This is a genomic window from Mesorhizobium prunaredense (assembly GCF_900156895.1).
Lineage (GTDB): Bacteria > Pseudomonadota > Alphaproteobacteria > Rhizobiales > Rhizobiaceae > Mesorhizobium > Mesorhizobium prunaredense.
The window spans coordinates 41,299-65,917 of the sequence record NZ_FTPD01000006.1 but is presented as its reverse complement, the minus strand read 5'-3'; the positions used below and the strand labels follow the sequence as shown (position 1 = coordinate 65,917).

Annotated in this window: 28 protein-coding genes and 1 tRNA gene; 12 read left to right on the top strand and 17 right to left on the bottom strand. The window is 59.5% G+C overall.

What is annotated here, in order from left to right; all coding sequences use genetic code 11:
• Positions 1 to 336: 336 nt before the first annotated feature.
• Both BQ8794_RS06010 and BQ8794_RS06005 read left to right on the top strand, forming a co-directional pair.
• Positions 337 to 1,218, top strand: a complete 882-nt coding sequence (locus BQ8794_RS06010; protein ID WP_077374454.1) for a D-alanyl-D-alanine carboxypeptidase family protein — start codon at positions 337 to 339, stop codon at positions 1,216 to 1,218.
• 387 nt (positions 1,219 to 1,605) lie between these two features.
• Positions 1,606 to 1,682 (top strand) — tRNA-Arg (locus BQ8794_RS06005).
• A gap of 204 nt (positions 1,683 to 1,886) precedes the next feature.
• Here the strand turns inward: BQ8794_RS06005 and BQ8794_RS37300 are convergent.
• From BQ8794_RS37300 to BQ8794_RS05975, 6 genes are all read right to left on the bottom strand, one after another.
• Positions 1,887 to 2,171 (bottom strand): dCTP deaminase domain-containing protein, encoded by a 285-nt coding sequence (locus BQ8794_RS37300; protein WP_425293522.1) that lies wholly within the window; start codon positions 2,169 to 2,171, stop codon positions 1,887 to 1,889.
• Entirely contained in the window at positions 2,068 to 2,484 is a 417-nt protein-coding gene (locus BQ8794_RS06000; protein ID WP_244554875.1) for a dCTP deaminase domain-containing protein, read from the bottom strand. The genes BQ8794_RS37300 and BQ8794_RS06000 overlap by 104 nt, the downstream gene beginning before the upstream one ends.
• Positions 2,481 to 3,524 (bottom strand): M48 family metalloprotease, encoded by a 1,044-nt coding sequence (locus BQ8794_RS05995; RefSeq protein ID WP_077374453.1) that lies wholly within the window; start codon positions 3,522 to 3,524, stop codon positions 2,481 to 2,483. The genes BQ8794_RS06000 and BQ8794_RS05995 overlap by 4 nt, the downstream gene beginning before the upstream one ends.
• 416 nt (positions 3,525 to 3,940) lie before the next feature.
• A complete protein-coding gene (locus BQ8794_RS37295; RefSeq protein WP_425293525.1) occupies positions 3,941 to 4,228 on the bottom strand; it encodes a ubiquitination-like system serine protease family protein in 288 nt (95 codons plus the stop codon).
• An 85-nt stretch (positions 4,229 to 4,313) separates the two neighbouring features.
• Positions 4,314 to 5,726, bottom strand: coding sequence for a ThiF family adenylyltransferase (locus tag BQ8794_RS05980; RefSeq protein WP_143744474.1), 1,413 nt, complete (start codon positions 5,724 to 5,726; stop codon positions 4,314 to 4,316).
• Positions 5,723 to 6,592 (bottom strand): multiubiquitin domain-containing protein, encoded by an 870-nt coding sequence (locus tag BQ8794_RS05975; RefSeq protein WP_077374450.1) that lies wholly within the window; start codon positions 6,590 to 6,592, stop codon positions 5,723 to 5,725. The genes BQ8794_RS05980 and BQ8794_RS05975 overlap by 4 nt, the downstream gene beginning before the upstream one ends.
• A gap of 161 nt (positions 6,593 to 6,753) precedes the next feature.
• On the opposite strand from BQ8794_RS05975, the gene BQ8794_RS05970 reads away from it, so the two are divergent.
• The 4 genes from BQ8794_RS05970 to BQ8794_RS05955 are packed head-to-tail and all read left to right on the top strand — an operon-like array spanning position 6,754 to position 9,007.
• Complete coding sequence (locus tag BQ8794_RS05970; protein ID WP_023707935.1) at positions 6,754 to 6,960, top strand: transcriptional regulator; 207 nt, start codon at positions 6,754 to 6,756, stop codon at positions 6,958 to 6,960.
• Positions 6,961 to 6,965: 5 nt separating this feature from the next.
• Positions 6,966 to 7,580, top strand: coding sequence for a hypothetical protein (locus BQ8794_RS05965; protein ID WP_077374449.1), 615 nt, complete (start codon positions 6,966 to 6,968; stop codon positions 7,578 to 7,580).
• Between the two features lie 7 nt (positions 7,581 to 7,587).
• The gene (locus tag BQ8794_RS05960) at positions 7,588 to 8,076 is read left to right on the top strand and encodes a helix-turn-helix domain-containing protein (protein ID WP_077374448.1); all 489 of its coding nucleotides are present in this window, start codon (positions 7,588 to 7,590) and stop codon (positions 8,074 to 8,076) included.
• Positions 8,077 to 8,086: 10 nt separating this feature from the next.
• The gene (locus BQ8794_RS05955; RefSeq protein ID WP_077374447.1) at positions 8,087 to 9,007 is read left to right on the top strand and encodes an ImmA/IrrE family metallo-endopeptidase; all 921 of its coding nucleotides are present in this window, start codon (positions 8,087 to 8,089) and stop codon (positions 9,005 to 9,007) included.
• A 329-nt stretch (positions 9,008 to 9,336) separates the two neighbouring features.
• On the opposite strand, the gene BQ8794_RS05950 is transcribed toward BQ8794_RS05955, so the two are convergent.
• The gene (locus BQ8794_RS05950; RefSeq protein WP_077374446.1) at positions 9,337 to 9,978 is read right to left on the bottom strand and encodes a hypothetical protein; all 642 of its coding nucleotides are present in this window, start codon (positions 9,976 to 9,978) and stop codon (positions 9,337 to 9,339) included.
• Positions 9,979 to 10,303: 325 nt separating this feature from the next.
• Between BQ8794_RS05950 and BQ8794_RS05945 the strand changes: the two genes are divergently transcribed.
• A complete protein-coding gene (locus BQ8794_RS05945; protein WP_127291355.1) occupies positions 10,304 to 10,537 on the top strand; it encodes a hypothetical protein in 234 nt (77 codons plus the stop codon).
• Positions 10,538 to 10,663: 126 nt separating this feature from the next.
• Entirely contained in the window at positions 10,664 to 12,418 is a 1,755-nt protein-coding gene (locus tag BQ8794_RS05940; protein WP_077374444.1) for an adenylate/guanylate cyclase domain-containing protein, read from the top strand.
• Here BQ8794_RS05940 and BQ8794_RS36015 read toward each other — a convergent pair.
• Positions 12,367 to 12,939, bottom strand: a complete 573-nt coding sequence (locus tag BQ8794_RS36015) for a hypothetical protein (RefSeq protein ID WP_210189819.1) — start codon at positions 12,937 to 12,939, stop codon at positions 12,367 to 12,369. The genes BQ8794_RS05940 and BQ8794_RS36015 overlap by 52 nt on opposite strands.
• 750 nt (positions 12,940 to 13,689) lie before the next feature.
• The gene (locus BQ8794_RS05925; RefSeq protein WP_210189818.1) at positions 13,690 to 14,049 is read right to left on the bottom strand and encodes a methyltransferase family protein; all 360 of its coding nucleotides are present in this window, start codon (positions 14,047 to 14,049) and stop codon (positions 13,690 to 13,692) included.
• 197 nt (positions 14,050 to 14,246) lie between these two features.
• On the opposite strand from BQ8794_RS05925, the gene BQ8794_RS37290 reads away from it, so the two are divergent.
• Entirely contained in the window at positions 14,247 to 14,642 is a 396-nt protein-coding gene (locus tag BQ8794_RS37290; protein WP_077374442.1) for an MAPEG family protein, read from the top strand.
• A 244-nt stretch (positions 14,643 to 14,886) separates the two neighbouring features.
• On the opposite strand, the gene BQ8794_RS05915 is transcribed toward BQ8794_RS37290, so the two are convergent.
• The 3 genes from BQ8794_RS05915 to BQ8794_RS05905 all read right to left on the bottom strand — a co-directional run bounded on the left by BQ8794_RS05915 (position 14,887) and on the right by BQ8794_RS05905 (position 16,525).
• Positions 14,887 to 15,279, bottom strand: a complete 393-nt coding sequence (locus BQ8794_RS05915; RefSeq protein WP_077374441.1) for a hypothetical protein — start codon at positions 15,277 to 15,279, stop codon at positions 14,887 to 14,889.
• A gap of 264 nt (positions 15,280 to 15,543) precedes the next feature.
• The gene (locus BQ8794_RS05910; protein WP_077374440.1) at positions 15,544 to 15,912 is read right to left on the bottom strand and encodes a VOC family protein; all 369 of its coding nucleotides are present in this window, start codon (positions 15,910 to 15,912) and stop codon (positions 15,544 to 15,546) included.
• 319 nt (positions 15,913 to 16,231) lie between these two features.
• The gene (locus tag BQ8794_RS05905) at positions 16,232 to 16,525 is read right to left on the bottom strand and encodes a GYD domain-containing protein (RefSeq protein ID WP_065012366.1); all 294 of its coding nucleotides are present in this window, start codon (positions 16,523 to 16,525) and stop codon (positions 16,232 to 16,234) included.
• Between the two features lie 968 nt (positions 16,526 to 17,493).
• Here BQ8794_RS05905 and BQ8794_RS05900 point away from each other — a divergent pair.
• The gene (locus tag BQ8794_RS05900; protein ID WP_077374439.1) at positions 17,494 to 18,060 is read left to right on the top strand and encodes an NnrU family protein; all 567 of its coding nucleotides are present in this window, start codon (positions 17,494 to 17,496) and stop codon (positions 18,058 to 18,060) included.
• Between the two features lie 256 nt (positions 18,061 to 18,316).
• The gene (locus BQ8794_RS05895; RefSeq protein WP_077374438.1) at positions 18,317 to 18,550 is read left to right on the top strand and encodes a hypothetical protein; all 234 of its coding nucleotides are present in this window, start codon (positions 18,317 to 18,319) and stop codon (positions 18,548 to 18,550) included.
• A 159-nt stretch (positions 18,551 to 18,709) separates the two neighbouring features.
• Here BQ8794_RS05895 and BQ8794_RS35520 read toward each other — a convergent pair whose 3' ends face one another.
• Positions 18,710 to 18,919 (bottom strand): hypothetical protein, encoded by a 210-nt coding sequence (locus BQ8794_RS35520; protein ID WP_077375112.1) that lies wholly within the window; start codon positions 18,917 to 18,919, stop codon positions 18,710 to 18,712.
• Between the two features lie 177 nt (positions 18,920 to 19,096).
• Positions 19,097 to 19,600, bottom strand: coding sequence for a MarR family winged helix-turn-helix transcriptional regulator (locus tag BQ8794_RS05885; RefSeq protein WP_077374437.1), 504 nt, complete (start codon positions 19,598 to 19,600; stop codon positions 19,097 to 19,099).
• Positions 19,601 to 19,731: 131 nt separating this feature from the next.
• On the opposite strand from BQ8794_RS05885, the gene BQ8794_RS05880 reads away from it, so the two are divergent.
• Complete coding sequence (locus tag BQ8794_RS05880; RefSeq protein ID WP_077374436.1) at positions 19,732 to 20,220, top strand: methyltransferase family protein; 489 nt, start codon at positions 19,732 to 19,734, stop codon at positions 20,218 to 20,220.
• A gap of 27 nt (positions 20,221 to 20,247) precedes the next feature.
• On the opposite strand, the gene BQ8794_RS05875 is transcribed toward BQ8794_RS05880, so the two are convergent.
• Genes BQ8794_RS05875 through BQ8794_RS05865 form a run of 3 tightly spaced genes read right to left on the bottom strand, consistent with a single transcriptional unit; the run spans position 20,248 to position 24,606 of the window.
• Positions 20,248 to 22,080, bottom strand: a complete 1,833-nt coding sequence (locus BQ8794_RS05875; RefSeq protein ID WP_077374434.1) for an ABC transporter ATP-binding protein — start codon at positions 22,078 to 22,080, stop codon at positions 20,248 to 20,250.
• Complete coding sequence (locus BQ8794_RS05870; protein ID WP_077374431.1) at positions 22,077 to 23,021, bottom strand: acetamidase/formamidase family protein; 945 nt, start codon at positions 23,019 to 23,021, stop codon at positions 22,077 to 22,079. The genes BQ8794_RS05875 and BQ8794_RS05870 overlap by 4 nt, the downstream gene beginning before the upstream one ends.
• Positions 23,011 to 24,606, bottom strand: coding sequence for an ABC transporter substrate-binding protein (locus tag BQ8794_RS05865; RefSeq protein ID WP_425293524.1), 1,596 nt, complete (start codon positions 24,604 to 24,606; stop codon positions 23,011 to 23,013). Before BQ8794_RS05865 ends, BQ8794_RS05870 begins: the two co-directional genes overlap by 11 nt.
• Positions 24,607 to 24,619 lie beyond the last annotated feature (13 nt).

Genomic DNA, 24,619 nt, shown 5'->3' with positions numbered 1-24,619 from the left:
CGCCGGAGCACCCTGTGGGAGTGATCATTGCCGGCTGGCGGCGCTGCCCCTCATCCGCCTGCCGGCACCTTCTCCCCGTGAACGGGGAGAAGCCCGCTGGCCGCAACGTCGGCTCTCCTTCCGCAAAGCTGGAGATTGGCGAAATCGTTCGCGAAGGCGGTTTTCTCCCCGTCACTATACGGGGAGAAATGCCCGGCAGGGCAATGAGGGGCAGCGCCAACGCCCGGGTGAATTCAAACCTGAAGCAATTGCCCTGAAGACCGGTGTTAACGAAATGGACGGCGCCATTGGGTTAGGCTAGTTTCCCACTCGTTTCAGCAACAGCTTACCTTCAGAATGTCCAAACTGCGCCACTTCCCGCTCACCCAAAGATTTGTCGCGGCGTTTGCGCTGCTGCTCCTCGTCGCCGGCTGCGCGACGACGCCGACGGAGACCATGCTGGCGGTGCCGGCGCCGGCGCAGAAATATGCGGCGATCGTCGTCGACGGCAGCGGCAAGACGCTGTTCGAGGCCAATTCGACGGCGCCGCGCTATCCGGCGTCGCTGACCAAGATGATGACGCTCTACCTGCTGTTCGAGGCGCTGGAGCAGGGCCGCATCAGCAAGACGACGCTGATCCCGGTGTCGGCCAACGCCGCCAGGCAGCCGCCGACCAAGCTGCGCTTCAGGCGCGGCGAGACGATCGACGTCGATTCGGCGATCCGGGCGATCACCGTCAAATCGGCCAATGACGTGGCGGTCGCCGTCGCCGAATATCTCGGCGGCAGCGAAGACGCCTTCGCCGCGATGATGACGGCCAAAGCGCGCCAGATCGGCATGCCCAGCACCGTCTTCCGCAACGCCTCGGGCCTGCCGGACGCCGGCCAGCTAACGACGGCGCGCGACATGGCGGTGCTCGGCATGGCACTGCGCGCCCGCTTCCCGCAGCATTTCCACTATTTTTCCGAAAGCGACTTCATGTTCCGCGGCAGGCTGGTGCGCGGCCACAACGACATGCTCGGCCGCGTGCGCGGCGTCAACGGCATCAAAACCGGTTACATCAGGGCCTCAGGCTTCAATATCGTCACCTCCTACGATGCCGACGGCCGCCGGCTGATCCTCGTGGTGATGGGCGCCGACAGCGCGCGCCAGCGCAACGACCATGTCGAGGCGCTGATCCAGCGCAACCTGTCGCCGGCATCGAACACGACGACGCGGCTGCTGTATGCCGAGCAGTGACGTTCGGTAGTGACGGGGCGAGCTGGTGATCGGTGTCAGGTTCAACTTGACAGGTGACGGCAACTATGCTAGGAATTTATTCATGGTGCTGAGTTGCGCCAACGACCCGCCCCGCCAGGCGGGTTTTTCATTTCAGGCTTCGGCGCCATTCTTCATACGTCCCATAAAACCGCAGGTTTGCCGGCCTTTGGCCCTGGCTTCTCGCGCCTTCGAGGGTCAAGGCGGGCTCTAGATCGTGGGCCTCTGTGGAATCCGGAAAATGCGTTATTCCGAGTTCGCAGCCTTGCCGCCGCCCACTTGCCCGTTGAAGCCCGCGCCGGCTTCCGCTAAGAAGCCGTGGCTGGCCGGTTTACCGGCTGGTTCGTTTTCCGGATCTCGATCCTGAAGGCACCCGTAGCTCAGCTGGATAGAGCGCTGCCCTCCGAAGGCAGAGGTCACAGGTTCGAATCCTGTCGGGTGCGCCAATTAGGCCATAAATATCAGACATTTACATTCGATCTCATTTCGAAATCCACCACGCTCTTTTCGCGCGGAAGCGCTACGGAAGCACCTCGCGCGTACCTTGCTGTACACAGAGAAAAATGTAGCGGACAATGACAGCAGACAAGGCGAACCCCTTGGGGGCGCACTAGCGATGTCTAGCCTATCTTCGATAAGCTCTTATCGTCTCAATCGGCGGCTAATCGCGAGAGTCGGTGGATATCTGCGTCGTCGGCTGCGCGAGACGGCGTTGGCCGCACGTTGCCGAAGTACTTTCTTTCGATCCCGCCATAACTCGTCGGGCCGCTCAACTCGGTTAGGCGCATCTGGAACATTTTGGCACCAACGACGAGCTCTACAGGATTGTTACTATGATTGAACATCTCGATTGGGAAGCACCCCCGAAACCCGGGCTGCATCATTGTGTTCACTGCAATTCCCAGACGAGGTGTAGCTGCTTCGGGTGAACACATCTGCGTAAACATCCGAGGGAAGCGCAACGTACTCTAGGGTAGTCGTAAGCACGATTTGATCTGGATACAAAATGAACCGTTCGCCGAGTTCGCGTCTTGTCGGTTGGAAGTATGACGATACAGCTCGAAATCCGGCATCATCTTTGGCCACGCCAATGTACGGACGGCGGGTCACGATAGAAACCAGGAAATCGTAGCCTAGGCGCAAATCTGTAGTCAGTTCGCCAATTTGGGCTGGGTCAAGCAAGGGCTCGATCCACAGCCCTTGAGGACCCGGTCTGTTTAAACGTTCGAGCAGCTCCTGTTTGATCATGCACTTACGCTCGACCACAGCTGTCGCAACGAAGAATTTCTGACGGACTTTTCCGTGAGGTCATTGATCACGCGAATTATTTCCAGTCGCTGAGCTCCCCTGGTCCAGGGGGCCCCGGCTCCGTGCAGGGCCTTTGCCATGTATGACCAGCCTGCGGGAATAATCCCATGAAGCTCAGCTTCTCCTGTGAGGGTATAGGGACGGATGTCGTCAAATGCCGATTCAATCTCGGGAACAACGAAGCGTCGCTCAAGCCTAGGCATTCCTAGACGGCTCAACGTGTCTTGAAACATCGTAAGCTCATCGAACGGTTCGTCGGCCAAAAAACCTCGAATTACCTCGATCCGCTCAGTGGTTGGCGGATGTGTAGGCGTTCTTTCTCCAAACGGATGCACAGCGTCCAGACTATCCGCGATCGCGGATCCAACATAGCAAGCTGCGAAGAGGTCCGCAAAATGCTCACAACGATGCCTGCGTACGACGTCTTGTACGACCTCTGAAGCTCCTTCGATTGGCTCAAGAAGCATCGTGGTTTCAGTAATATTGCGCGTTAGGTCCACAAAATGCCCGAGCTCGTGGTAGAGCGCGCTACAAAACAGTGGCATGTGCTTATATAATCGAGGCACGCCAATGAAGATCAGCCGGCTATCGGGAAGCGGATGCCCATATCGCGTAAGCACCTTGGCGACAAATTCCCACGGATCGCCGACTTTGAGATGGAAATCCTTTTCATCGGTTAGCGCCGTAGTAACCAGGCATTTCTCCGGCAACCAGTCCGCGATAGCGAATCGCATGCAATATTCGATTTCGTACGGTAGCTCTTTTGTCGTCGATCCTTGCAGATAACGATGGGTGATCCAGGCTTTCTCAGAGAATGAGCGAACGATCTCGTCGTCATATGAAGGCGATACGGTGAGGACATGATCCACGGTGTCTATGAGTGCACGTGTGTGCGCTTCCAGCGCCTTATTGAAATAGGGCGTCTTTGAGAGCTGCGAGAGGCTTTCAAGAAGTAGACTAAGGTCAGTCCGCGGATGCAATGGCCGGTTCCAAGCTTAGGAGCACTTTATGCGCGATTTCGGGGCTTACGTCACCAATTCTATCGACTCCGTCCAGCGCATCTCTGAGACCAGAAATAATGTGGAAGTCGTTGGCCAAGTGTACTGCTTGAGGAATGACTTCTGGTGAGATGCTTTTCGGGTCCGCGTAAAGTGCCCGTGCCTGATGAAGTACACAGTCAAAATGTTCTGAGAGCCGGGGTGGCAGGTCGCTATTACCCCGGTCAATGAGAAGGAGTGCGAGCCGGAAGAACTCAAGACGCCTGAGATTTTCCGATGGCATCGCCGCAAACATACCTTGCCCCATCCCTGCCGAATCAACGTGATTGTTAGCAGGACCGAGTCAAGAGGAAAGCGATATTTTTTGGAAAGACGTTCTCGTCAACTGAGTTATGAAGTTATTCGCGCTTGGCCTCTGGGTGGCCACTGTCGGCGCACCACTCTACGGCCCCTTTCCGCAACCAGAAATGGCATCGGCAGCCATCTGTTCGGCGGACAGATGGCGCCAAAGTTGGCCGGCCCATCCAATCTAAAACGACGGACCATCTAGGTCTTCGGCTTTGACTCAACGAGAGCAGAAGGGACGTACCACAGCCGGAAGGACATTGAGCCGTAACCCACTTGGGGATTCTCTTAGGACCGACGATGAACAATATGCCAGGTGTCAACGCATCGGGTGAGGGCATGTCTGTCGACCGGCGCGCTAGGAAGTCAGGGCGTTGAATAGCTCCCGCCCAGGCCAAAATGTTGCAGAGAATTCTTGCGATCACGTCAGCCGATCCTTCCAAGAAAAGGCGTAACATCGCCGACCCCGTGGATGCGATCGTTGGCGCAAACACGGCAAGGCTCTGCCGCGGCGCCGGGTCGGAAGTCTTCAACTTGTCCGAACTTACGGACCCTGTTTGCGATCATTCCGCTCGATCCACGAAACCGCTGAAACCTCTGGATCATCTCTTCGATCGCCATCGTCGCGACAGAGGTCGTGAATGAGACGACGGCTGGCGCTGGATTTCCTTCACCCCGAACATATGCTTCAGACTTCCGCCGTTCGTACTCTTCGGGATCGGCTCGTTTCAATGCCTCTTCGGCCGCAACGGCTGGATTAACGATCCTGCGACAGACGAGACAAGACGCGCCAGGCTCTAAAACAGTGACACGGCCATCGGCCTCTAGGATATTTTCGCCGTGACGTTCCGACACGCGAAGGGCGAGGCCCAAGTCGATGACCGGGATCAGATAATAGTAAGCTAGTCTACTCAGGAGAGCGCGCCCGTCATGGTCGTCGGTGCAGCCGAAAATGAGATCCATCGACTTCAAGGCGTCGCGACATTCGGGGACGCCGATCCAGGCATCGAAGGTGGCAACCTGCGTTCCAAGCCCCATCCGTTCGACCTCGCGCCTGGCAACGTCTACCTTGCGCCGATTATCCCGTGCATCGGCATGGGTGGCCCCGTAGAGTCGGTTGAGATTCGATTCTTCTACCGTGTCTGGGTCAAATACCGCCAAGTACCCAACGCCCATTCTCCCAAGCTGCTGAATCAGTGGACTGCCCGTTCCTCCGGCACCAACGACACCGATCCGTAAGCCCTTCATCGTCTGATTGAAGACCGATCCCAATGCCAATACTTGGCGTGAAAGCGCCGGATGACCGGTCTGCTCTGTTTCGGCGGGTCGAATGATGTTCCAGGCCGAACTGACGGTTCTAATGGCCCCGAAATCGATGAACCTATTGGGAGATGTCCAGACCCTCCCTATGATTGCACCTTCACCTGAAAACAACACGCTCGGTACCAGGGCAGCGTTTCCGTTGCGATTCTGTGCCAACCTAACGAGTTCGGCTTCGTTGAGATCATCCTGCGAAGAGAATTTCGAAGGACCGCAAGGATGCGAATGAGCGATACCAACATAGAGGCCTGTGCGCTCGGCTTGGCCGAGCAGTTTCACAAAGCGATCTGTACGCCAGGAAATGTGACGCTCGTCCGCCGAAGTTATCTCTTCTGGCTCGACCGGCAGGACGTCTTTCACCAATAGTCGGATTCGTTCCTCGCCGCTGAAAGGGTCTCTCTCAATTCGCGAGAGCCCGCAGAGAATATATGCCGCATGCTCCGCCCCGTCGGGGCGAAGCAGTTCGGTTTGGAGAAGGCGTAAATGCTTCTCCTGGATTGTCATATCGGACGTGGTCACGCTGCAATCTCCAACGCGCGTTCGATGCGACGCAGCATGGTCCAGATGCCGTCGATGCCTGGGCGCCACGCGGGATTATGACGCGACCAACGCTGCCACGTTTGACCGCCAAACGCGTAGGGTTGGTCGGCAGCTTGGGGATAGCGATTACCTTTGACTAAACGAACCCAAGGCATCAGGTAAAACATGTCCGGCGCGCTGTCTGGATATGATGCCGGCAATAGTACCAGTATATCTGCGGCACCTATGTCAAACCGGCCGCTCGGCAGGTTAAGACCCTTCAGAACGACCGCCTTGACAGCACCTGCTGCCTTCTCCTCGAACGCGATCCCATGAGTCTCGAGATATTCCCGATCTTCAGGCGGCAATATCAGGCCTTCAGAACCCTCGGTTGTGGTGTCGATCCCTGTGAAAAACCGTTCGACGCCATCGGCCTGCAGGTCGATCTCCTCGTTGTTGCCGATAAGCCGGTCGTCCCCGACGCGTTGTGCCAGCCAAACGCCATAGGTGGCAGGATCTACCCCGGCCAGCCGTTTCAGTTGGAGTCCGGTAATGAAAGGAAGGCCCCACTCAAAACGGCGACCGTCCAACGTGAAGCGGAAGGAGCGGTCACTCTTGAAAGTGATGAAACGCTCCCGTCCCGCACGACGAAGATCGACACTTTCGTCGAGGCGGATTTCTTCGAGTTGACCGTCTTCGAGTTTTTGAAAAACGAGATACTCGTCAGTGGGGAAAAGTCTTACGGCTTGCAAGATTTGCTCGCCTGTGACGATTGGGTCAGGAAAGGCGTGAACCGAATCGTTGATAGCGACCTCAAACTGGCCGTGGCCGGCATGAGGGGGAGTCAGGGTAATTTGGTCAGTCATTTTTTATGCTCCGTTGCCGGTGATGGCGGCGATCGCTCAACACCGAATACATAACTAGTAGCTATTTTTTGGCTATGCAATAGCTGCGGGGTATATATTTTTAGTTGACTTTTTCCAGTCGACGCCGTAGATTGTCGCGCCCTGAACGAGAAGGAGACGATATGAAAAAAACAATGACGCTGAATCTGACCGATGCCGAGATGCAGGCGCTTGAGAAGCTGTCTGGCAAAAAAGATTTGACCAAAACCGCCGTTCTTCGTCAGGCGCTCAAACTCTATCAACTGGTTGATGTTCGCCTGGAGCAGGGCGGAAAGCTGTTTTTTGAGGACGATGCGACGAAAGAAAAGGCCGAGCTAATGGTGCTGTAACACCCGTGACATCGCATTCCGTCTTTCTGAAGGATAAGCAGACCGGCCAAGTCGTGGCAGCAGAACTCATCGAAACAATTGATGAGTCGCATTTGCGCTGCGTGGAAACCGAATGGATGCCAATCCTTTTTAAGCGCGTTCAGCAGCTTATCGGCCAAGGCCAACCTCGGCAGGATTGGCCACAAAGCTGGCACTGGAATTGGCGTGCCAAGATGGATCGAATCAATGGACTTCTTGCTTTCCGGACATTGGCACTCGTTTGCGAGGGCCGCACCCAAGGGTTGATGCAGATCAACACCGCGAAGAACGTTTGTCGTCTGCCGGAACAAGTGGGCAAGCATCTCGCTTATGTCGACTATGTTGAGACCGCACCTTGGAACCGTTCAACTGTCGTCCCCCAGCCCCGCTTTGGTGGGGTGGGTGTAGTGATGATTCGCGCTGCGATCGAGGTCAGCCAAGAGGAAGGATTTCGGGGCCGTATTGGCCTGCATTCCTTGCCTCAATCTGCAGGCTTTTATGAAAGAGCCTGCGGGATGAGCGACCTTGGAATCGACGGCACAAAAGAAAACCTCAGATATTTCGAGATGACGTCAGAGCACGCGGCGTTGTTCTCAAGTTAGGAAAACCATGAAACTCGCCATCACGAGGGAGTGGTTCGAACGCAAGGCCGAGCTAGAAGGCGATTTGGAGATCGCTGCTGGCTTGCTTGCAAGGGACCCATCTCCGGTGGATGCCGCTGATCAGCGAGCGTCTTCCCAGTCCGATATCCAGCCGCGGATCGCGTTCGGTTCGCTCGTCGAGTATCTGCGTCGAAAGCGTGGGCTCAGCATGGAAATGCTTGCGGAAAAGGCAAGCATCGACATCGTTGAGGTCATGAATATCGAGCGCGACGCTCATTTCCGACCCGAACCACGCACAGTCTATCAGATCGCTACAACCTTCGGCTTGCCTAACAAGGCGCTCCTGCAGCTCTCCGGTAACTCTACAGCGCGCGATAATGGCATACACGAACACGCTTTGCGATTTGCAGCGCGCTCTGGCGAGTCGGTACAAAGCCTCTCCAAAGAGGAAAAGCGAGCACTCGAAGAGTTTATAGCGTTCTTGGCCAGACAATAGGAACACCGTCGTGCGGAACATTCTTTTGAGCCGCCCGACGGCTGCTGATATCGAAACGCAAGTCCGGAAGGTGCTTCGGGGGCTCGGCAATCCCGAGCCCCCGCTACAACTGGAAGACGTTCGCGAGCTTCTGCGGTTAGATCGCGGCTACTATTCTTCGCGAAATGACGGCTTCTTGAGAGAGATGATCAGCAAACTCTCGGTGGCAGGTGCCCAAATTATTGAGCGGCCGACCTTATTGTTAGACGCCGTGCGAAAGTTCGACCTTCGAGCGCTGTATCTGCCGGACCGCAAACGTATTTTGCTGGATCAGTCACAACCCGACGCGAAACAGCGATGGAACGAAGCCCACGAGATTGGACATAGTCTTCTCCCCTGGCATGCCGACCTAATGTTGGGTGATCACGAACAGTCACTGACCCCGGGTTGTCACGCTCAGATCGAGGCGGAGGCCAACTACACCGCCGGCCAACTTCTCTTTTTGCAGGAGAGATTTGTTCATGCAGCCAACGATTCGGTGCCCAGCCTTTCAGCTGTGCGGGACCTTAAGGATGACTTTGGCAACACATACACCACCACCTTCTGGCGCTATGTTGAAGGTGCCCACACCAATTTGCCGATGGTCGGTTTGATCGGGGCCCATCCGAAGCGACCGTCAGGGACCTTCAGTATTTCACGGCCCTTTCGTTATTTGATTGAGTCGCCGGCTTTCTCCGCAGCATTTGGAGGCGTCACGCCAGCCGAACTACACCGTGCCATCACATCATATTGTGGCCCTCAAAGAGCAGGGCCTCTGGGCTGTGCAGAGCTGATCCTGCCTGACAATAACGGAGATCCACACGTATTTTTCTTTGAGTCCTTCTCCAACACGTATGATTGCCTGACGTTGGGCATTTATCGGCGTCGTCACTCTCGCGTTGTCGGGTTTTAAGCCCACCTTGTCGTTCAGATGGTGGTTCAATGTGGTCGGAACGACACCGGAAGAGCACGTCGTATCATCGGCATCGGCAACGCCATAGTTGGAAGAGACACCGCATGGTCTTGCCTGGGCATACCGACCACCATAGTGGACAGGCTTGAGGTTGGAAGGCACAGACGCTACTACTACAGGCCTGAGGTAAGGACTCAGGGGATAGATGGGCTACGGAGTGCTGACCCAGACGCGGTACGGACCTTGACCCATGGTCCCATCTACTCTATGTTCCATTCTATCGGTGCAGATCGACTGAGAACCTACGGGGTTCGATAGTGCCGATGTCGTCAGGGTAACCTGATCACTTGCCTAGTGCTGTGGGCCTTTGGGTTTGACATTAGTCGAGGACATATGGGGAGGCTTCGTGCCTCCCCACCCGTTTCAGTAGTACGCTTCCCCCCCAACATCGTCATGGCCGCCACGGTGCCAAAGGGCACTTTCTTCCTGACGTCAACCATGTTGGTCCGGACGTACCCGCTCTCCACAAACATATCCAAGGGGTAAGACTCATCGACCATGCCGTCGACATCCGTCCTTCTCACACGGAAGAACACGCAGTAGCGGTACTGGGCTCCCTCGGCGGGCTTGGCATAGAGTTGGTAGATGGTCCAGTTGGGCTCGTAGGTTAGCGACACGGTGGTACCGGGCTTGACGAAGAGGCCGTTGATCATCTCGCATAGCTTCGGGGTATGGTCGTACCGCTGCCTACAGAACAGCCTTAGCGGGGATTGCTCAACCACAACGTCGTCCTCTGCCTGGACCTCGCCATCTCCGAGCGAACGTGAATAGCAATGGTTGCTGTAGCGGACGCTGACCTTGAACTTGGTCTTTTCGCCGCCCTTGGGAGTCCATTCAAACTCGCCAAATGATTGGGACAAATGTGCCAGCGCGAGCTTTTCCTCGCGGTGCGTGATAAATTCCGGATGCATGATGGACCTGTGATGGCGGGCAAATGTAGTCTTTTCTTGCTATATAGCGGTTTGTCGGCGAGATGCGTCCGATTTGTTAAAAAAGCGATGCAAAACGATGATCTCCGCATCGGGCGATCTCGAAAATTGCATCAGGACATGCCCATCATCAGAGAGCGCCAATGCCTTTTCCCTGGACTCGCACCGATGAACGACACGCTCCTGATCTCGCGACCATTGAATAGGCCAGCCTGGAATATTGGCCCGATTCGTTCTCACCGATGGTCTGGAACCCAATCCGCCTCGAATGACTTGTTCATGGTTAGACCTTGAAGGAGAGACCCCGTTGCCCGCACCGGAGGAAATGGATGTCGTCCTCGAAAAGCTGCCTTTGAGGATCGGCGCCTACGTACCCGACGACTTGCTGGAAGACTGGTTCGCGCCGGGAACGGGCATGAACCCGGTCAGCCCGGCAGCGCTGGCGGCCGCCAAGACTTACGGATGGCGCTTTGAATGCGAGTTCAAGCACTATCCCGAGCGGATGGAGGGCGTATTCTGGAAGTGGGTGCCGGCGATCTGATCCGCACAACGACGCCAGCCTAAGTAAGGCGACGCTGCCGTTTCTGGTCTCGGATCTGTCAAACCGAGTGGACTTGAAGGCCATGCGTACCTATCTGCTAATACGTTCTCAGCGAATGTTAGGCATATGGGTAACGAACGCATTCAACGTCGGCTTGCCGCCATTCTGGCGGCTGACGTCGTCGGCTACAGTCGGCTCATGGAGTGGGATGAAGCAAGCACGCTGACGGAGCTGAAGCTCCGGTGGAGCGATATGGTGGAGCCGCTCGTCGCCCGCCATCAGGGCCGTGTCTTTAAGACGATCGGCGATGCGATACTGGCCGAGTTCGGCAGTGCCATTGGCGCCGTCGAATGTGCGATCGAAGTGCAGCAGGCCATGGCCGCGGCGAATGCCGACGTTCCCGCGGAACGGCGCATCGTGCTGCGCATTGGTGTCCATCTCGGCGATGTAATGGTCGAGGGCAGCGATCTTTATGGCGACGGCGTCAACGTGGCCACCCGCATCGAGGGGCTCGCCGATCCGGGGGGCGTGGTGATTTCAGATGGCATCCACGAGCATATGCGCGGCCGCCTGGGCATCGATTTCGTCGACGGCGGCAATCGCGAGGTCAAGAACATCGAGCGCGCGCTGCACATCTGGACCTGGTCGCCGAAGACAGCCGCGCCCGCCGATGCAGTCGGTGGATTGCAGCCGCCGCTCGGCAAGCCGTCGATTGCGGTGCTGCCGTTCGACAACATGTCGGGCGATCCCGAGCAGGGCTATTTTGCCGACGGGATCGCCGAGGACATCATCACCGACCTTTCGAGGGTCTCGGGCCTGTTCGTCATCGCCAGGAATTCCTCCTTCGCCTACAAGGGCCAGGCACCGGATGTGCGCAAGGTGAGCCGCGAGCTCGGCGTCCGCTACGTGCTGGAGGGAAGCGTGCGCCGGGCCGCCAACCGTATCCGCATCAACGCCCAGATGATCGACGGGACGACGGGCGGCCATCTCTGGGCGGAGCGCTATGATCGCGATCTCGAAGACATCTTCGCGGTTCAGGACGAGGTGACCCGCACCATCGTTAGCGCACTCGAGGTGAAGCTGACCGCCGGCGAGGAGGCGCGGCGCGGCAAGCACGGCAAGGTCGATCCGGAGGTCTACGATCTGATTGTCCGCGCCCGTCAGACCGCCTTGCAATTTCGTCCCGAGGCATCGGTTGAAGCGCGCAAGATGCTGGAGCGCGCACTGGCGATAGATCCGGGGCTGGCTCTCGGCTATTCGGGGCTCGCCATGGTCACCTTCGCCGACTACGCCAACCAGTGGAACGGCGCGACCGAGGACAATCTGACCAAGGCGCGGGAACTGGCGCATAAGGCGATCGAAACCGACGACACCGAGCCGCAAGGCCATGTCGCGCTTGCGATCTGCCTTTCCTGGATGCGGCGCCTGGACGAGGCGGAGCATGAAGCGGAGCGTGCCATCGCTCTCGACCCCAATTCCGCGCAGGCCTTCAGCGTACTCGGCAACGTGAGGGATTTTCAGGGGCGGCATGAAGATGCGGTTGCGCTTTTCACCCGAGCCCATCGGCTCGATCCCCAGTTCGACCTGTCCCTGCATTTAATGGGAAGGGCCCTCCTGGCGCTTGGCCGCTTCGACGAAGCCGAGATCGCGTTCAAGCGGCGGCTGGCGCTGGCGCCGCGGACGGACATGACGCGCTTCTATCTCGCCTGCCTCTATGGCCTCACCGGACGCCACGACGAAGCGCGCCGCTACTGGCAGGAGACGCAGCAGGTCAATCCGAACTTTTCCGTTGAACGCCTCGGTCAGATACTCCCCTATCGGAATCCCAGTCAGCTCGGTCGGCTGGTGGAGGGGCTGCGCAACGCCGGCATCGCGATCTGATCAGATATTCCGGTCCACCAGGCAGGCGATAGTTCTATGAGGATAGCAATTTTCGCCGGAGCAAATTGTATCACGAGGCCAGGCTCTGTGAGGCCCCGGGCATCGTGAGAATAAATATGCCTTTTAGACTGTGTCCCCGGTCCATGCTGCAAGTTGCGCTTGGCTATGCCCGCCAGCAGGGCGGCATAGCCCAATGCCACGCCCCAAGGTGGGACGACCGACCAATGAAACCGACCGGCATCCAATGCTGCAACGGGAATGATCGCCACCATCGCCGGTAGGATGACGGACAGCAGTACCTTGTCCCAGCGTTTCGTGCCGGGCCGAAACCGGCTGCGCGCGCGGAAGATTATCGGATTGACGCGCGCCAGCACGAGCGCCGAGATGCCGAAGGCCAGGATGACAACCGCCACGAATAGCCACCCGGCTCGCCAGCCGATTGAGCCGGCCGGGAGGAATAGCAAGCCGAGCAGGGAAAGTGGCAAACCAATCGCATAACCAACCGCCTTGCCGCGCGACATTGGTCTCGAGTCCTGAGGTGCTTGCAGGGCGATATCCCTCCATCGTAACCGCGGACGCCAGCCAGGGCGAGGGCTGCACGTAATTATGTCATTCTCCGAACGACCCAGAGCGACCGGCCCGCATGAGCGATTCCGGACACGAGTCGAAGGCGAGGATCATCTTTGAGCCGGTCAGCCTCAACCCCATCAAGAAGCAGGATCCGCTGATCGGTCTCGTTTGCGTTCGGCGTAATCCAGCAGCGCCGATCCTCGCAGCAAAGCCCGGCTTCCGGATGCTCCTGGAGGTACTCAATCGCATATTCGGCGTCTACCTTTCTCGGTCCCGCGTCCACGGACATTTGTTCTTCTCCTCCTCCGTCTGCGATCGGCGAGGGACTATACTTGATTATGGCGGTGTGCGGCGCCATCTCTGGCGCGCCTAAGAAGAGTCGGGCTGGCGGTCGCGTTGGAAAAGGCCGAGAGCGGCAGACGCGCCTACAGGATCAAAGACGGACCCTCGCAGCCGAGGATGATCGCGCCATCTCCAGACCTTCGCGAAACCCCCGCAAACGTCGCGCTCGTGCACCCTGCTGACCGGCACCGGGTGGCCGCTCCTTGGATATATCAGCCCATCGACATGAGCCGCTTTCGCAAGTGCCTTTAGCGAACACTGGCCCGTCGCATAGCGCTGAACAGGTCTGCGGAATTCCGCATAGATTCTCGGGAATCACGAACATCGCACTCTGTGAGCATACCTTACACCTAAAATCGTCATGGACGGGTGCCTTGGCATCCGGTCACAAAGGTTAGAGACGGTGGAGAATTGCAGTCATGTCGGGAATTAACCTTCAGAGCTTTTGCCGCCGAACAATAAGCCGCCGGCCGCATTGAACCAGGCGCCCCGGCACGCAGGCAAGCGCCGACCGGCGTCAGGGCAAACCGGCCGTCCGTCTCCTCGGTGAACAGACCGACGCTGGCGAGCAGACGCAAGACGCGCTTAAGGGAACGGGCGTGCGTCCCGGTCGCCTTGGCCAGATCATCGACGTGACGCGGGCCTTCGCTCAAGTGATCGGCGATGCCCAGCTTTGCGACGACGTGGATCGCCCGCGAGACATGGTAGCCGGTGATCATTCCGAAGAGGGGGAAGGGTGGCGGAATCTCTTGCGATGACATTCGAAGGACCTCCGGTTTGTGCGAGTGCGAAAGTCAGCGTGCGCCTCGTTGAACAAATGTTACCAGAACAATGCACGCTACCGGTCTGCCGCTGGCAGGCACACAACGCGGGGTTCTGGTAAAGCCCATGAAGAATGGGCAGGTGGGAGGGTTGAATGAGCTTCGAGCTAGCAATGCTTGCGGCGAGCTGCGTGCTCTGTTTGATCCAAATTGTTATCTCCTCCCACGCAGCCAGCCTTCAGCGAGGTTATCGGTGGACTGCCAGCTCCCGTGACGCCGAAGTCCCCCCGCTCACGGGCATAGCTGGGCGCTTGGAAAGAGCGCTTCGAAACTTCCTCGAGACGTTTCCGGTGTTTGTGGCTGCGGTCTTCCTTGTTCACTTGCTCGGCCGTGAGAGCGCTCTCAGCGAATGGGGAGCTGGTCTCTATGTTTCGGCCAGGTTGGTTTACCTTCTACTCTATGCAGCGGGCGTTCCCTTGCTCCGCTCGCTCGCCTGGAACGCCGCGTTCGTTGGAATTATCCTTCTTTTGCTCGCGTCAGTCTGGCCTTAGCTGTCGTGACCGTATGCCGATCGCCGCTGCGGCGACGTCCGCTTCCTTGACCATCGCGGAAGTTCCAAGAACAACTCTCGAACGACCTCATTGGGTCAGGTTTTGCCGCTTGAGCCGGCGGCCCGAACCGGTAACTAGCGCCATAAGGCGACCTTCATGTCGATTCTCCAAACATGCCGTTCGCGCTACGACCTGATGCGACCCCCAAGCTGACGTTAACGCGTCGGTCACTATTGCTCCGCACTCAGATGCGCTGGATGTAACCTTTGAAGCTCAGAAAGGCGCCCAGCGTGCCGGTAATCAACGCCGCCACAACGGTTGAGGTGCGGCCGCTATAGATTGTCGAACCTACCGCAAGTGCGACCTGGGGCAAGACGATGCGCATGATGCCACCGATCGTCATTAGCCAACCCAGCACTGTAATGATTACGCGCCAGTCCAACTCCCATCTATTGTGCAGGTTAACGATTGCGAGGCCAGCGAGTAGCGACAGCAAACCGGACAGATAGAACAGGATGCCAGGGCGTAGTCCCTCAGCGATCATACTCTCGTACACGTCGAGATTAATCAGCATGCCGAGCGCGACAGCGATGAACGTCGGCCCCAGAAGTCTGGCGAGAAATAGCGATCGATCCAAAGAGACACCTCCGCATCGCGCCGACCAATCAGAGTGTACACTCCTCAGCGTCCGCAAACCACCCGACACGGTCATACCACACTCTTAGGACGGTTTGCCCATGACGCGAGACCCTGGGACTTGGTCGCGCCAATAGCCGACCTTCGGCTGGAATCGATTGTTGCCAATGGCATCGAACGCAAAGGCGACGAGCCAGGGAATCCGTCTGGAAGTAGACGTGTGGCGTCGTTCGAATGATGACAGTGTTCTTCAAGCCCGCCCAGATCAATGCGATCCGAGCATGATGATATTGTTCTCGCTGTCGCGGAAAAGGGCGTAGGTGGCGCCTGGCTCCCAAGGTGCCGGCGACGGCGGTTGCGTGAACTCCACGCCGCGCTCTGTCAGCCGTTCATAGGCCGCCCCGACATCGGGTGTAATTAGAATTGCACTCGGCGTCTCGCCGGGCGTGTCGTCGGGCCGCTCTGTGAAAAGCAGATGGGTGGGCGACTCACCGACGGCCAGCTCGATCCAGCGGAGACCGTCCCGATAGGGAGCATCCGTCGCGACCTTAAGCCCTACCTTGTCGCGATAGAATGCGATCGCGCGATCCTGGTCGCGCACTGGCAGATGGGCGAATTTTACATGGCTGAACATATGATTCTCCTTGGTCCCGCCCGGTCCTCCTCACCCCTCCATTGAACGATGAAGAACGATGAACGCTCTCGCTGCATCGCCTACCCGGCGCCACGGCCAAGACGGTGAGATCGCCGACGTCGAGGACACGGTCGCCGCCGGCTCAGACATTCCAGGGAAGCCTCCCGGAAGCACTGAGTCACAAACCACGTGAACCATCTCTTCCGAAGCCCGAGCCCACAGGTCACGTGCCTGAAACCCGGAACTGTGGATCGGCGCGGTCGCGTCGGCCGTTTGCCTGCGCCAACGGTCGGCGCGATCTTTATTGTCGCTTCTTTTTTCAGCCCATCTTGGCAATGACCTTTGCCATATCGTTGGCGTCGAACGCCCTTAGCGTCTGCGTTCGGACGTTGCCGAGCGAAGCTATTGATAAGCTGAGCGCGGTCGCGGCTATATCATCGTCGGCTTCGGCAATCGCGACCACGTCGTGCTGACCGAGCGTCCAGTAAAGCGAATGCACTTTGACCCCGCTCTTGGCCGCCATCTCCTTGAATGCTTCAGCACGCTTTACGGTGTCCTTGACTGTCTTTGCCCCCTGATCCGTGAAGTTGGTGAGCAGCACATAGTAAGCCATATTATCCTCCCATAGACAGGGAGGCGTGCGGGCGCTTCGGCGACCGCCGTATCTCCCGCCTCAAAGCATAGCACGTCACGCGAACTGCGTCCCATTGCTAGGGCCGATTGCAAGAATGGCTCCCTTATGACGCCTTGGCTCGGGAACAGTGGGCGGAAGGCCCTAGCAGGCCGTTGAAGAAGGATCACGTTTGGCCTGGAGGATGGCCTCGTCGCCATTGTGATGCGAATGTGATCTCGATCGAGCCGTGGTCCAGCAGTTCGGCGAAGCCATCCCTGCGACGTCGTCCAACTCCTCGCAGCCGGCCCAAGTGTAGGAAGACCGTCGAGGGACTGTAGCTGAGATCGACGGCCACTTGGAGGACAAGACTTACAGCACGCTTTCGCCACCAGCCAGAACGATTGTCATAGCGGTGTCTGTCGCTGTCCTGAGTCCAGAAGCTCGAGTCTCGATTTTCGGGCAACAATCTTCGCCCGATGTGTGGACGGGTTCATGTAAAGCGCTCTATCGCAGAGATGGTGGCGAAGTTTTCCTTCGCTGGTCCGGACAAGGTCGACCGGCTGTCGAACCAGTTTCCGGTCTAGAACGGCGCACTCCGGCTGACATAATCCGATGATCGTTGTCGATGAGTTGGTGCGCGGTACGACCATGTTTGTGTCGGCGCGGTGGGGTCTGATCCCGTATTGGGCGAAGGACCCGAAAGGTGGCGCACAGCCGAATCAACGCCAAGAGCGAGACTTTGAAGACCGACGGCCGAGCGGTGCCGCGCGAAGGCGGCGACTGGCAGGTGTCAAACGTGCGGTGCCGTGCCAATCGGCAGCTTTGCCCATTCCAAGATTGCGGGTCCCTGATATATTACTCTGACCATCTCGTTCGCAGGATCCGTTTTGCGCATTTGCAGCCGGCAACTCGAGCGAGAGCGTAAGCAAGCCTTCCTTCCCGCCGACGCGCCGAACCTCGGAGGTGTTATGCTAGTACTGCTTTTCGGCCTCGTGATCTTCTTCGGAATCCATTCTGTTCGGATCGCCGCCGGCAGCTTTCGTGATGAGCAAATCGCCACAAACGAGCGGCGCTGGAAGGGACTTTATTCGCTCCTATCGATCATCGGCTTCGTGCTGATCGTCTGGGGCTGGAGTCTTTATCGGCCCAATGCGCCTGAGATCTACGAGCCGCCCTCCTGGGGCCGCCATGTCGCGTCGGTGTTGGTGCTCGCCGCATTCGTCTTTCTGGCAGCCGCTTACCTGCCCACGGGTTCAATCAAGCATCGGCTGAAGCACCCGATGCTGGTGGGCATCATCCTTTGGGCCATCGGCCACCTCCTAGCCAATGGCGACCTTGCCTCGCTCCTAGTCTTCGGAGCATTTCTGGTTTACGCGATTGTCGATCTCATTGCCGTCATTCCACGCGGCGATCCGGCACCCGCGGTCGTGCGACCGCGTAGCGACCTGATTGCTGTGGGCATCGGCTTGGTGGCTTTCGCATTGTTCGGGCTCTGGCTGCACGGCTGGCTGTTCGGAGTCTCGCCCTTCGCTTGAACGTCTCTGCTTCCGGCCCCGGTCCTGCCGGACGGCAAGGCGCCCACAAGCGGCCGTCAAGTATGCCCCATAGCTCCATCTGCAACCTTGTGAGAACACGCTAGCCGGCGTTCGACCAACCGGCGGCGGCGGGCGGCCTGAAATGTGCAGATCGAGAGACAGTCGCCCATCACGTTTCCCTTCCACTCTGCCATTGTCTGGAACCCAATCGGTTTCAGATGACTTGTTCGTTGATAGCTCTTGAAGGGAGACCGCATTGTCCGCACCTGACGAAATGGATGTCGTCCTCGAAAAGCTGCCTTTGAGGATCGGCGCCTACGTGCCCGACGACTTGCTGGAAGACTGGTTTGCGCCGGGAACGGGCATGAACCCGGTCAGCCCGGCAACTCTGGCGGCCGCCAAGACTTACGGATGGCGCTTCGAATGCGAGTTCAAATACTACCCCGAACGGATGGAGGGCGTGTTCTGGAAGTGGGTGCCGGCGATCTGATCCGCGCAATTTGCATCGGCCTCTTGGCGCTTCGGTGATCGAGGTTGCCGCGCAGTCGCTCTCCCTGATCGCCTCAGCCTATCGGCGTCTTTCCGGTTCCGCCGCATTCGGGGCAGGTGCGGCCGTCGATCATGCCTGTCCCGGCGCAGCGGCGACAAATCACGCCGGCGCCGGGAATGCCTGGCGCGTCGGGATGGCTTCGCCAAATTGCGCGGGTTTGCCTTGCAGCTGTTTTCCTAGCCTGGCGCCGGCCTCGTCGACTTCAAGCAGCGTGCTGCTGTCATCCGGCAGACCTTCGCCGGATTGGCCTATGGTTTCGTTGTGCGGCCGGTCGTTCGTGCCTGTGGTTATCTTTGCTTTCTGAGCCATTGCGGTACTCTTTTGCGGTGGCGCAGCTCTCAGCTCCTGCGGTTCGAACGCCTCAGTTCCGCAGAGGTTCCGGTGGGCAATCGTCCGCCGGCGGGCGGACGGAAGCGGCAAAACGGCCGGCGAGCTCATCGCTCAAGCATCGGAGATCGCTTCAATGGCGCCCTCGCAGCCTTTGCGTCAGCCCAGCCGCTCCGAGCGCACTTTCACATCGTCGCTCAGCTGCCGCACGATAGCGGCGGTCTTGCGGATATCCGCTTCGTCGAGAGCGACACCCATGGTCGAGGCGATCGCCATCAACTGGGCGTTCAGCTCGTCATAGCGCGCGGCGCCTTTGCGCGTCAGCTGCACAAGCTTCGAGCGCCGGTGTTTTGGATTGTCGATGAATTCGACCAGCCCCTCGGCCGCAAGCTCATCCGCCAGTCGCTGCATGCGCTGACGGCTGGTGGGCCGCATCTGGGCGATCTGCGGCACGGTGAGCGGACCAAGCAGCGCGAGGCTTCGCATGAAGCCGAACGCACCGCCGCCCCAACTGGTGATGAGCCCTGTCTTCTGGCCGAGAGCCCGGATTCTGAAGAAGCACTGGGCCACTTCGAGCATCAGCTCGGCGATCGCCTCGGCCTTGCCGTCAACGTTGGGGTCCGCCCCCGTCGTTCGGTCAGTCCCGTGTCGTGCCGACGCCATCGCTTCAGTTCCTTTTGTCCGGGCCAATCTCTGCGATTGACACCTCCGTTGTCAACTTTTAGAATGACACCTTAGTTGTCGTTTCTAGGCGGCTATGAGCTTCGTAGCCCTAGGCATCTGCGGGAGCAGACATGGCAATGGACCAGGCTGGGCAAACCGACAGCGGAACCGCAGGTGTCATCGCGAGACCGCCGCTGCTCTTTCTCGCTGCTTTGCTGATTGGCTTCGTGCTGGATCGCCTGCTGCGTTTGCCGTTCCCCGGTCCGGGGCTGGTTAGCTGGATCGTCGGCGGCTCGCTGATCTTGATCGGTTTTACGCTTTTCGCGGCGGGCATTCGCAACTTCATGCGCGCGGCGACGCCGGTGCCGACGAATGAGCCGACGCGCGTGCTGGTGACGACCGGCATCCACGGCTGGACGCGCAATCCGATCTACCTCGGCATGTTCCTCATCTATGGCGGCATCGGCGTCGCCGCGCAGAATATCTGGATCCTTGTCCTCACGCTGCCGCTTGCCATCCTGATCCGCTACGGCGTCGTCGCCCGCGAGGAGGCCTATCTCGAGCGGCGTTTCGGCGGTGCGTATCGCGGCTACCGGCAAACCGTGCGGCGGTGGCTCTGAGCGTCGCAAAAAATGCCGACAGCAGCGTCAGGAAACCGCAACGAGATGACCGTTGCCAAGATCCTTCAAAGCCAGCTTTGGCGGGTCCTCGCCGATTTTTCGGGTCGGGCTCGGGATCTCCTGATCGAGACGCGCAAAACGCGGCCGGCGCTTTGCCGGATCGGGCACCGGCACGGCCTCGATCAAGCGCTTGGTGTAGAGATGGCGCGGGTTCGAAAAGACCTGGTCGCGGGTGCCCATTTCGACGATCTGGCCGAGATACATGACGGCGACACGATCGGAAATGTTCTCGACCACCGCCATGTCGTGCGAGATGAACAGATAGGCGATGCCGAATTCGCGCTGCAGTTCCTTCAGCAGGTCGAGCACGCGGGCCTGCACCGACACGTCGAGCGCCGAAACGCTCTCGTCGGCGATGATGAGTTTGGGTCTGAGCGCCAGAGCGCGCGCGATGCAGATGCGCTGGCGCTGGCCGCCCGAGAATTCGTGCGGATAGAGCTCCATCTGGTCGGCCGACAGGCCGACGCGCTCGAACAGCGCCGCCACAAGCTGGCCGCGCTCTTCCTTCGAGGCAATGCCATGGATCAACAGCGGCTCGGCAACGAGGTCGCCGACGCGCATGCGCGGGTCAAGCGAGGCATAGGGATCCTGGAAAATCATCTGCACGTCGCGGCGAACCGCCTTGCGCTGGTCACGGCCAAGGCCCGCCAGATTGCGCCCGCCGATCACGATATCGCCGTGGTAGGGCACAAGCCCGGCCAGCGCCTTGGCGGTGGTCGACTTGCCGCAGCCGGATTCGCCGACCAGCGCCAGAGTCTCGCGCGGCGCGATCGAAAAGCTGATGCCTTCGACGGCGTGGACACGGCGGTTCACTTGGCCGAAGAAGCCACCGCGCAGGTCGAAATGGACATGCAGATCGTTGACCACCGCCACGCTCCCGGGCATTTCCGCTTCGACGGATTTTTGTTCGGCGGATTTTTGGCGGCCGACGCCGGTACCAATGCGCGGCACGGCGGCGAGCAGCTCGCGCGTGTAGTCGGCTTGCGGGCGGGCAAAAATATCGGCGGCTGTTCCCTGCTCGACCATGCGGCCGTGCCGCATGATGACGACGCAATCGGCCATTTCGGCGACCACGCCCATGTCGTGGGTAATAAGGATGATGCTGGTGCCGTGTTCGCGCTGCAGATCGCGCAGCAATTCCAGCACCTCGCCTTGCACGGTGACGTCGAGCGCCGTCGTCGGCTCGTCGGCGATCAGCACATCCGGTTTCAGCGCCAGCGCCATGGCGATCATCACGCGCTGGCGCATGCCGCCGGACAGTTCGTGCGGAAACTGTTTTAGCCGGCTTTCGGCTTCCGGGATGCGGACGGCCTTCAGCGCCTCGACGGCGCGCCGGCGCGCCTCGGCGCGGGAGAGACTGGTATGCGCCTCGATGGATTCGACCAGTTGCCGGCCGATCGACAGCACCGGATTGAGCGATGTCATCGGCTCCTGGAAGATCATCGCGATGCGGTCGCCGCGAATGCGGCGCATCTGGCGCTCATCGAGCACCGCCAGATCGATGTCACCTCGATCGATATCGCGAAGCCGGATCGTGCCGGATTCTATCCGGGCGGCCGGCTGCGGCAGCAACTGCATGATCGCCAGCGCGGTCATCGATTTGCCGGAACCGGATTCGCCGGCAATGCAAAGCGTCTCGCCGCGCGCAAGCGAGAACGAAAGGTCTGATACCACCGGCCGCTCGCCGTCTTCGCCGCGCACGCTGACGGTCAGGTCGGAGATCTCCAGCACCGGACCAGCCGTGACCGAAACGGCCGGGGCGGGAGCCCCGGTCCGCTTGCTGGTTGCGCCTTTGCTCATTCGAAGACGCAGCGCGGGAAGTAGAACGACACCACCCAGTTCGGCATGTCGACGATCTCGCTGATCCGGAGATCGCCGCAGACCGAAACCAGCATGTAGGCCTCGACCGGGTCCATTGCGTAGCGGCCGGCAAGCAGGTCGATCATCTGCGAGACCGCTTCCCTGGCGCCCGTCATCAGGTCCGGTCCGATGCCGGTCGTCACCTCATAGCCCTTGGCATCGAGATGGCGCGTCACCGGCCCGGGCGTGGTGAAGCGCGGTGTCTTCAGCCTGATATCCTTGACCAGATCGAGCTTGAGCACGACATCCATCGGGCTTTCGATCGCCGTGCCGCACACTTCACCGTCGCCCTGCGCGGCATGCGTGTCGCCGACCGAAAACAGCGCACCGGCCACCTCCACCGGCAGATAGAGCGTGGTGCCGGCCGCGAGATCGCGGATGTCGAGATTGCCACCGACGCGCCTTGGCGGCACCACCGAGTGGAGGCCCATTTCAGCCGGCGCGTTGCCGATGGTGCCGGCAAAGGGTTTTAGCGGCACCCGGGCCTGCTTGCCGAACAGCGCCGGCTCGAGCGAGGCGGCGTCGTATGTCCAGATGTTCAGCGCCGGCTCCGGAAAGTCGTCGGCGAGCAGGCCGAACCCCGGAATGTTCGCCGTCCAGCCGAAGCCGGACGGCTTGAACATCTCGATCGTCACCTTCAGTGCATCGCCCGGCTCAGCCCCGTCGACGAAGATCGGCCCGGTCACCGGGTTGATCCTGTCAAAGTCGAGCTTGGCGACATCGGCAACGGTGCTGTCGGGCTGAAGCTGGCCACCGGACGAATCAAGGCACTGGAACTCGATCGTCGAACCGGGCGCCACCCGCTCAGTCGGGACAAAGGAATTGTCCCAGCCGAAATGGTGATGGCGCCCATGGATGGTGTAGTCGCAGTTATTGCACATCGGTCACATACACATTGTCATAGTTGATCGGGATATGGACGGGGTCGACATAGAGATTGTCGGCGCCGCCCATCCGGGTCGATTTCATGGTGAAGCGCTGCTCGTTGAAGACCGGCGCCCAGGGTGCGTCTTCCATGATCTTGCCGTAGATCGCGCTCCACATCCTGGCACGTTCGGCTGATTTGGCCGGATCGACGATCGAGTCAGCCTCCGCCGCCTTGGCGTCGAGATCCTTGTTGCAGTACCACGACCAGTTCCAGCCGCCCGGAACCGCGCCGGCGCAGCCGAGAATCGGCCCATAAAAGTTCGACGGATCGGGGAAATCGGCGATCCAGGCCATGCCGCCGGACCAGATCATCGGCGCGCCGGCCTTGTCGCCGCCGGCGGCGATGACGTTGGCCTGCGCGAGCGACTGGATGCTGGCCTTGATACCGACCGCCGCCAGGTCCTGCTGGATGGCCTGGGCGATGCGCGGGTTGGGATCGGTGTTCATGGCGAACAGCTGCGTGTCGAAACCATCGGGATGACCGGCCTCGGCAAGCAAAGCCTTGGCCTTGGCCACGTCATAGGGATAGCCCTTGAATTCCTTGTCATAGCCGGGCATCGACGGCGGCAGCGGCTGGTTGGCCGGTACTGCGCGGTTGTTGATCAGCTGGACGATACGGTCCTTGTTGATCGCCATGTTGACCGCTTGCCGCACCTTCGCATTGTCGAACGGCGCCATGGTGGTGTTCATGGTGATGTAGCCGGTGTGCAACTGGCCGCCCTCGACGACACGGGCCTTCTGCTCGGGATCGGCCATCACCTCCTGGAACTTGGCCGGCGGAATGACGTCGCCGAGCACATCGATCTCGCCCTTCTGCAGCCGCAGCAGCGCAACGATCGGCTCCTGGCCGATCTCAAAGCTGATCTTGTCGAGATGCGGCAGACCCTTGTGCCAGTAATCCGGGTTGCGCTCGAAGACGACGCGCTGGCCGAGCGTCCATTCGGCGAACTTGAAAGCCCCGGTGCCGACCGGATGCTTGCCAAAATCCGCGCCGTATTTCTCGACCTCTTCCTTGGGCACGACATGCGAGAAGTTGATGGCCATGACATGCAGGAAGGTGGCGTCGGGCCGGGTCAGTTCGAACTTGATCGTGTAGGGGTCGACGACGGTGACGCCCGACAAGCTTTCCGCCTTGCCGGCAGCGACCTCGTCATGGCCCTTGATCGAGCCGAAGAAGCCGGCGCCCGGGCTCTGCGTCTTCGGATTGGTGACGCGGTCGAGCGAATATTTCACGTCGTCGGCGGTCATCTCGCGGCCATTGTGGAACTTCACCCCCTGGCGCAGCTTGAAGGTGAAGGTCTTGCCGTCGGGCGCAATCTCATAGCTCTCGGCGAGGTCGGGACGCAGATTGGTGGTGCCCGGCTCGTAGTCCATCAGCCCGTCGAACAGGCTCTTGATCATCGACCAGTTCTGCCAGTCATAGCCGATGGCCGGATCGAGCGTGGCGACGTCGTCCTTGTAGGTGATGGTGATCGCGCCACCCGGCTTGGCGTTCGGATCGACGGCGTGTTCGGCGCGGGCGCTTGTCATGCCGAGCATCAGCGCGAGCGCC

What these genes read in the sequence shown, in the direction of transcription:
- BQ8794_RS05940 (WP_077374444.1), top strand. Translation starts at nt 10,664, where the DNA reads ATGGGTAACGAACGCATTCAACGTCGGCTTGCCGCCATTCTGGCGGCT.
- BQ8794_RS05960 (WP_077374448.1), top strand. Translation starts at nt 7,588, where the DNA reads ATGAAACTCGCCATCACGAGGGAGTGGTTCGAACGCAAGGCCGAGCTA.
- BQ8794_RS05875 (WP_077374434.1), bottom strand. Translation starts at nt 22,080, where the DNA reads ATGAGCAAAGGCGCAACCAGCAAGCGGACCGGGGCTCCCGCCCCGGCC.
- BQ8794_RS35520 (WP_077375112.1), bottom strand. Translation starts at nt 18,919, where the DNA reads ATGGCTCAGAAAGCAAAGATAACCACAGGCACGAACGACCGGCCGCAC.
- BQ8794_RS05880 (WP_077374436.1), top strand. Translation starts at nt 19,732, where the DNA reads ATGGCAATGGACCAGGCTGGGCAAACCGACAGCGGAACCGCAGGTGTC.
- BQ8794_RS05975 (WP_077374450.1), bottom strand. Translation starts at nt 6,592, where the DNA reads ATGACTGACCAAATTACCCTGACTCCCCCTCATGCCGGCCACGGCCAG.
- BQ8794_RS05910 (WP_077374440.1), bottom strand. Translation starts at nt 15,912, where the DNA reads ATGTTCAGCCATGTAAAATTCGCCCATCTGCCAGTGCGCGACCAGGAT.
- BQ8794_RS37295 (WP_425293525.1), bottom strand. Translation starts at nt 4,228, where the DNA reads ATGCCCTCACCCGATGCGTTGACACCTGGCATATTGTTCATCGTCGGT.
- BQ8794_RS05925 (WP_210189818.1), bottom strand. Translation starts at nt 14,049, where the DNA reads ATGATCACCGGCTACCATGTCTCGCGGGCGATCCACGTCGTCGCAAAG.
- BQ8794_RS36015 (WP_210189819.1), bottom strand. Translation starts at nt 12,939, where the DNA reads ATGTCGCGCGGCAAGGCGGTTGGTTATGCGATTGGTTTGCCACTTTCC.
- BQ8794_RS06010 (WP_077374454.1), top strand. Translation starts at nt 337, where the DNA reads ATGTCCAAACTGCGCCACTTCCCGCTCACCCAAAGATTTGTCGCGGCG.
- BQ8794_RS06000 (WP_244554875.1), bottom strand. Translation starts at nt 2,484, where the DNA reads ATGATCAAACAGGAGCTGCTCGAACGTTTAAACAGACCGGGTCCTCAA.
- BQ8794_RS05950 (WP_077374446.1), bottom strand. Translation starts at nt 9,978, where the DNA reads ATGCATCCGGAATTTATCACGCACCGCGAGGAAAAGCTCGCGCTGGCA.
- BQ8794_RS37290 (WP_077374442.1), top strand. Translation starts at nt 14,247, where the DNA reads ATGAGCTTCGAGCTAGCAATGCTTGCGGCGAGCTGCGTGCTCTGTTTG.
- BQ8794_RS05900 (WP_077374439.1), top strand. Translation starts at nt 17,494, where the DNA reads ATGCTAGTACTGCTTTTCGGCCTCGTGATCTTCTTCGGAATCCATTCT.
- BQ8794_RS37300 (WP_425293522.1), bottom strand. Translation starts at nt 2,171, where the DNA reads ATGTGTTCACCCGAAGCAGCTACACCTCGTCTGGGAATTGCAGTGAAC.
- BQ8794_RS05905 (WP_065012366.1), bottom strand. Translation starts at nt 16,525, where the DNA reads ATGGCTTACTATGTGCTGCTCACCAACTTCACGGATCAGGGGGCAAAG.
- BQ8794_RS05870 (WP_077374431.1), bottom strand. Translation starts at nt 23,021, where the DNA reads ATGTGCAATAACTGCGACTACACCATCCATGGGCGCCATCACCATTTC.
- BQ8794_RS05865 (WP_425293524.1), bottom strand. Translation starts at nt 24,606, where the DNA reads ATGCTCGGCATGACAAGCGCCCGCGCCGAACACGCCGTCGATCCGAAC.
- BQ8794_RS05970 (WP_023707935.1), top strand. Translation starts at nt 6,754, where the DNA reads ATGAAAAAAACAATGACGCTGAATCTGACCGATGCCGAGATGCAGGCG.
- BQ8794_RS05885 (WP_077374437.1), bottom strand. Translation starts at nt 19,600, where the DNA reads ATGGCGTCGGCACGACACGGGACTGACCGAACGACGGGGGCGGACCCC.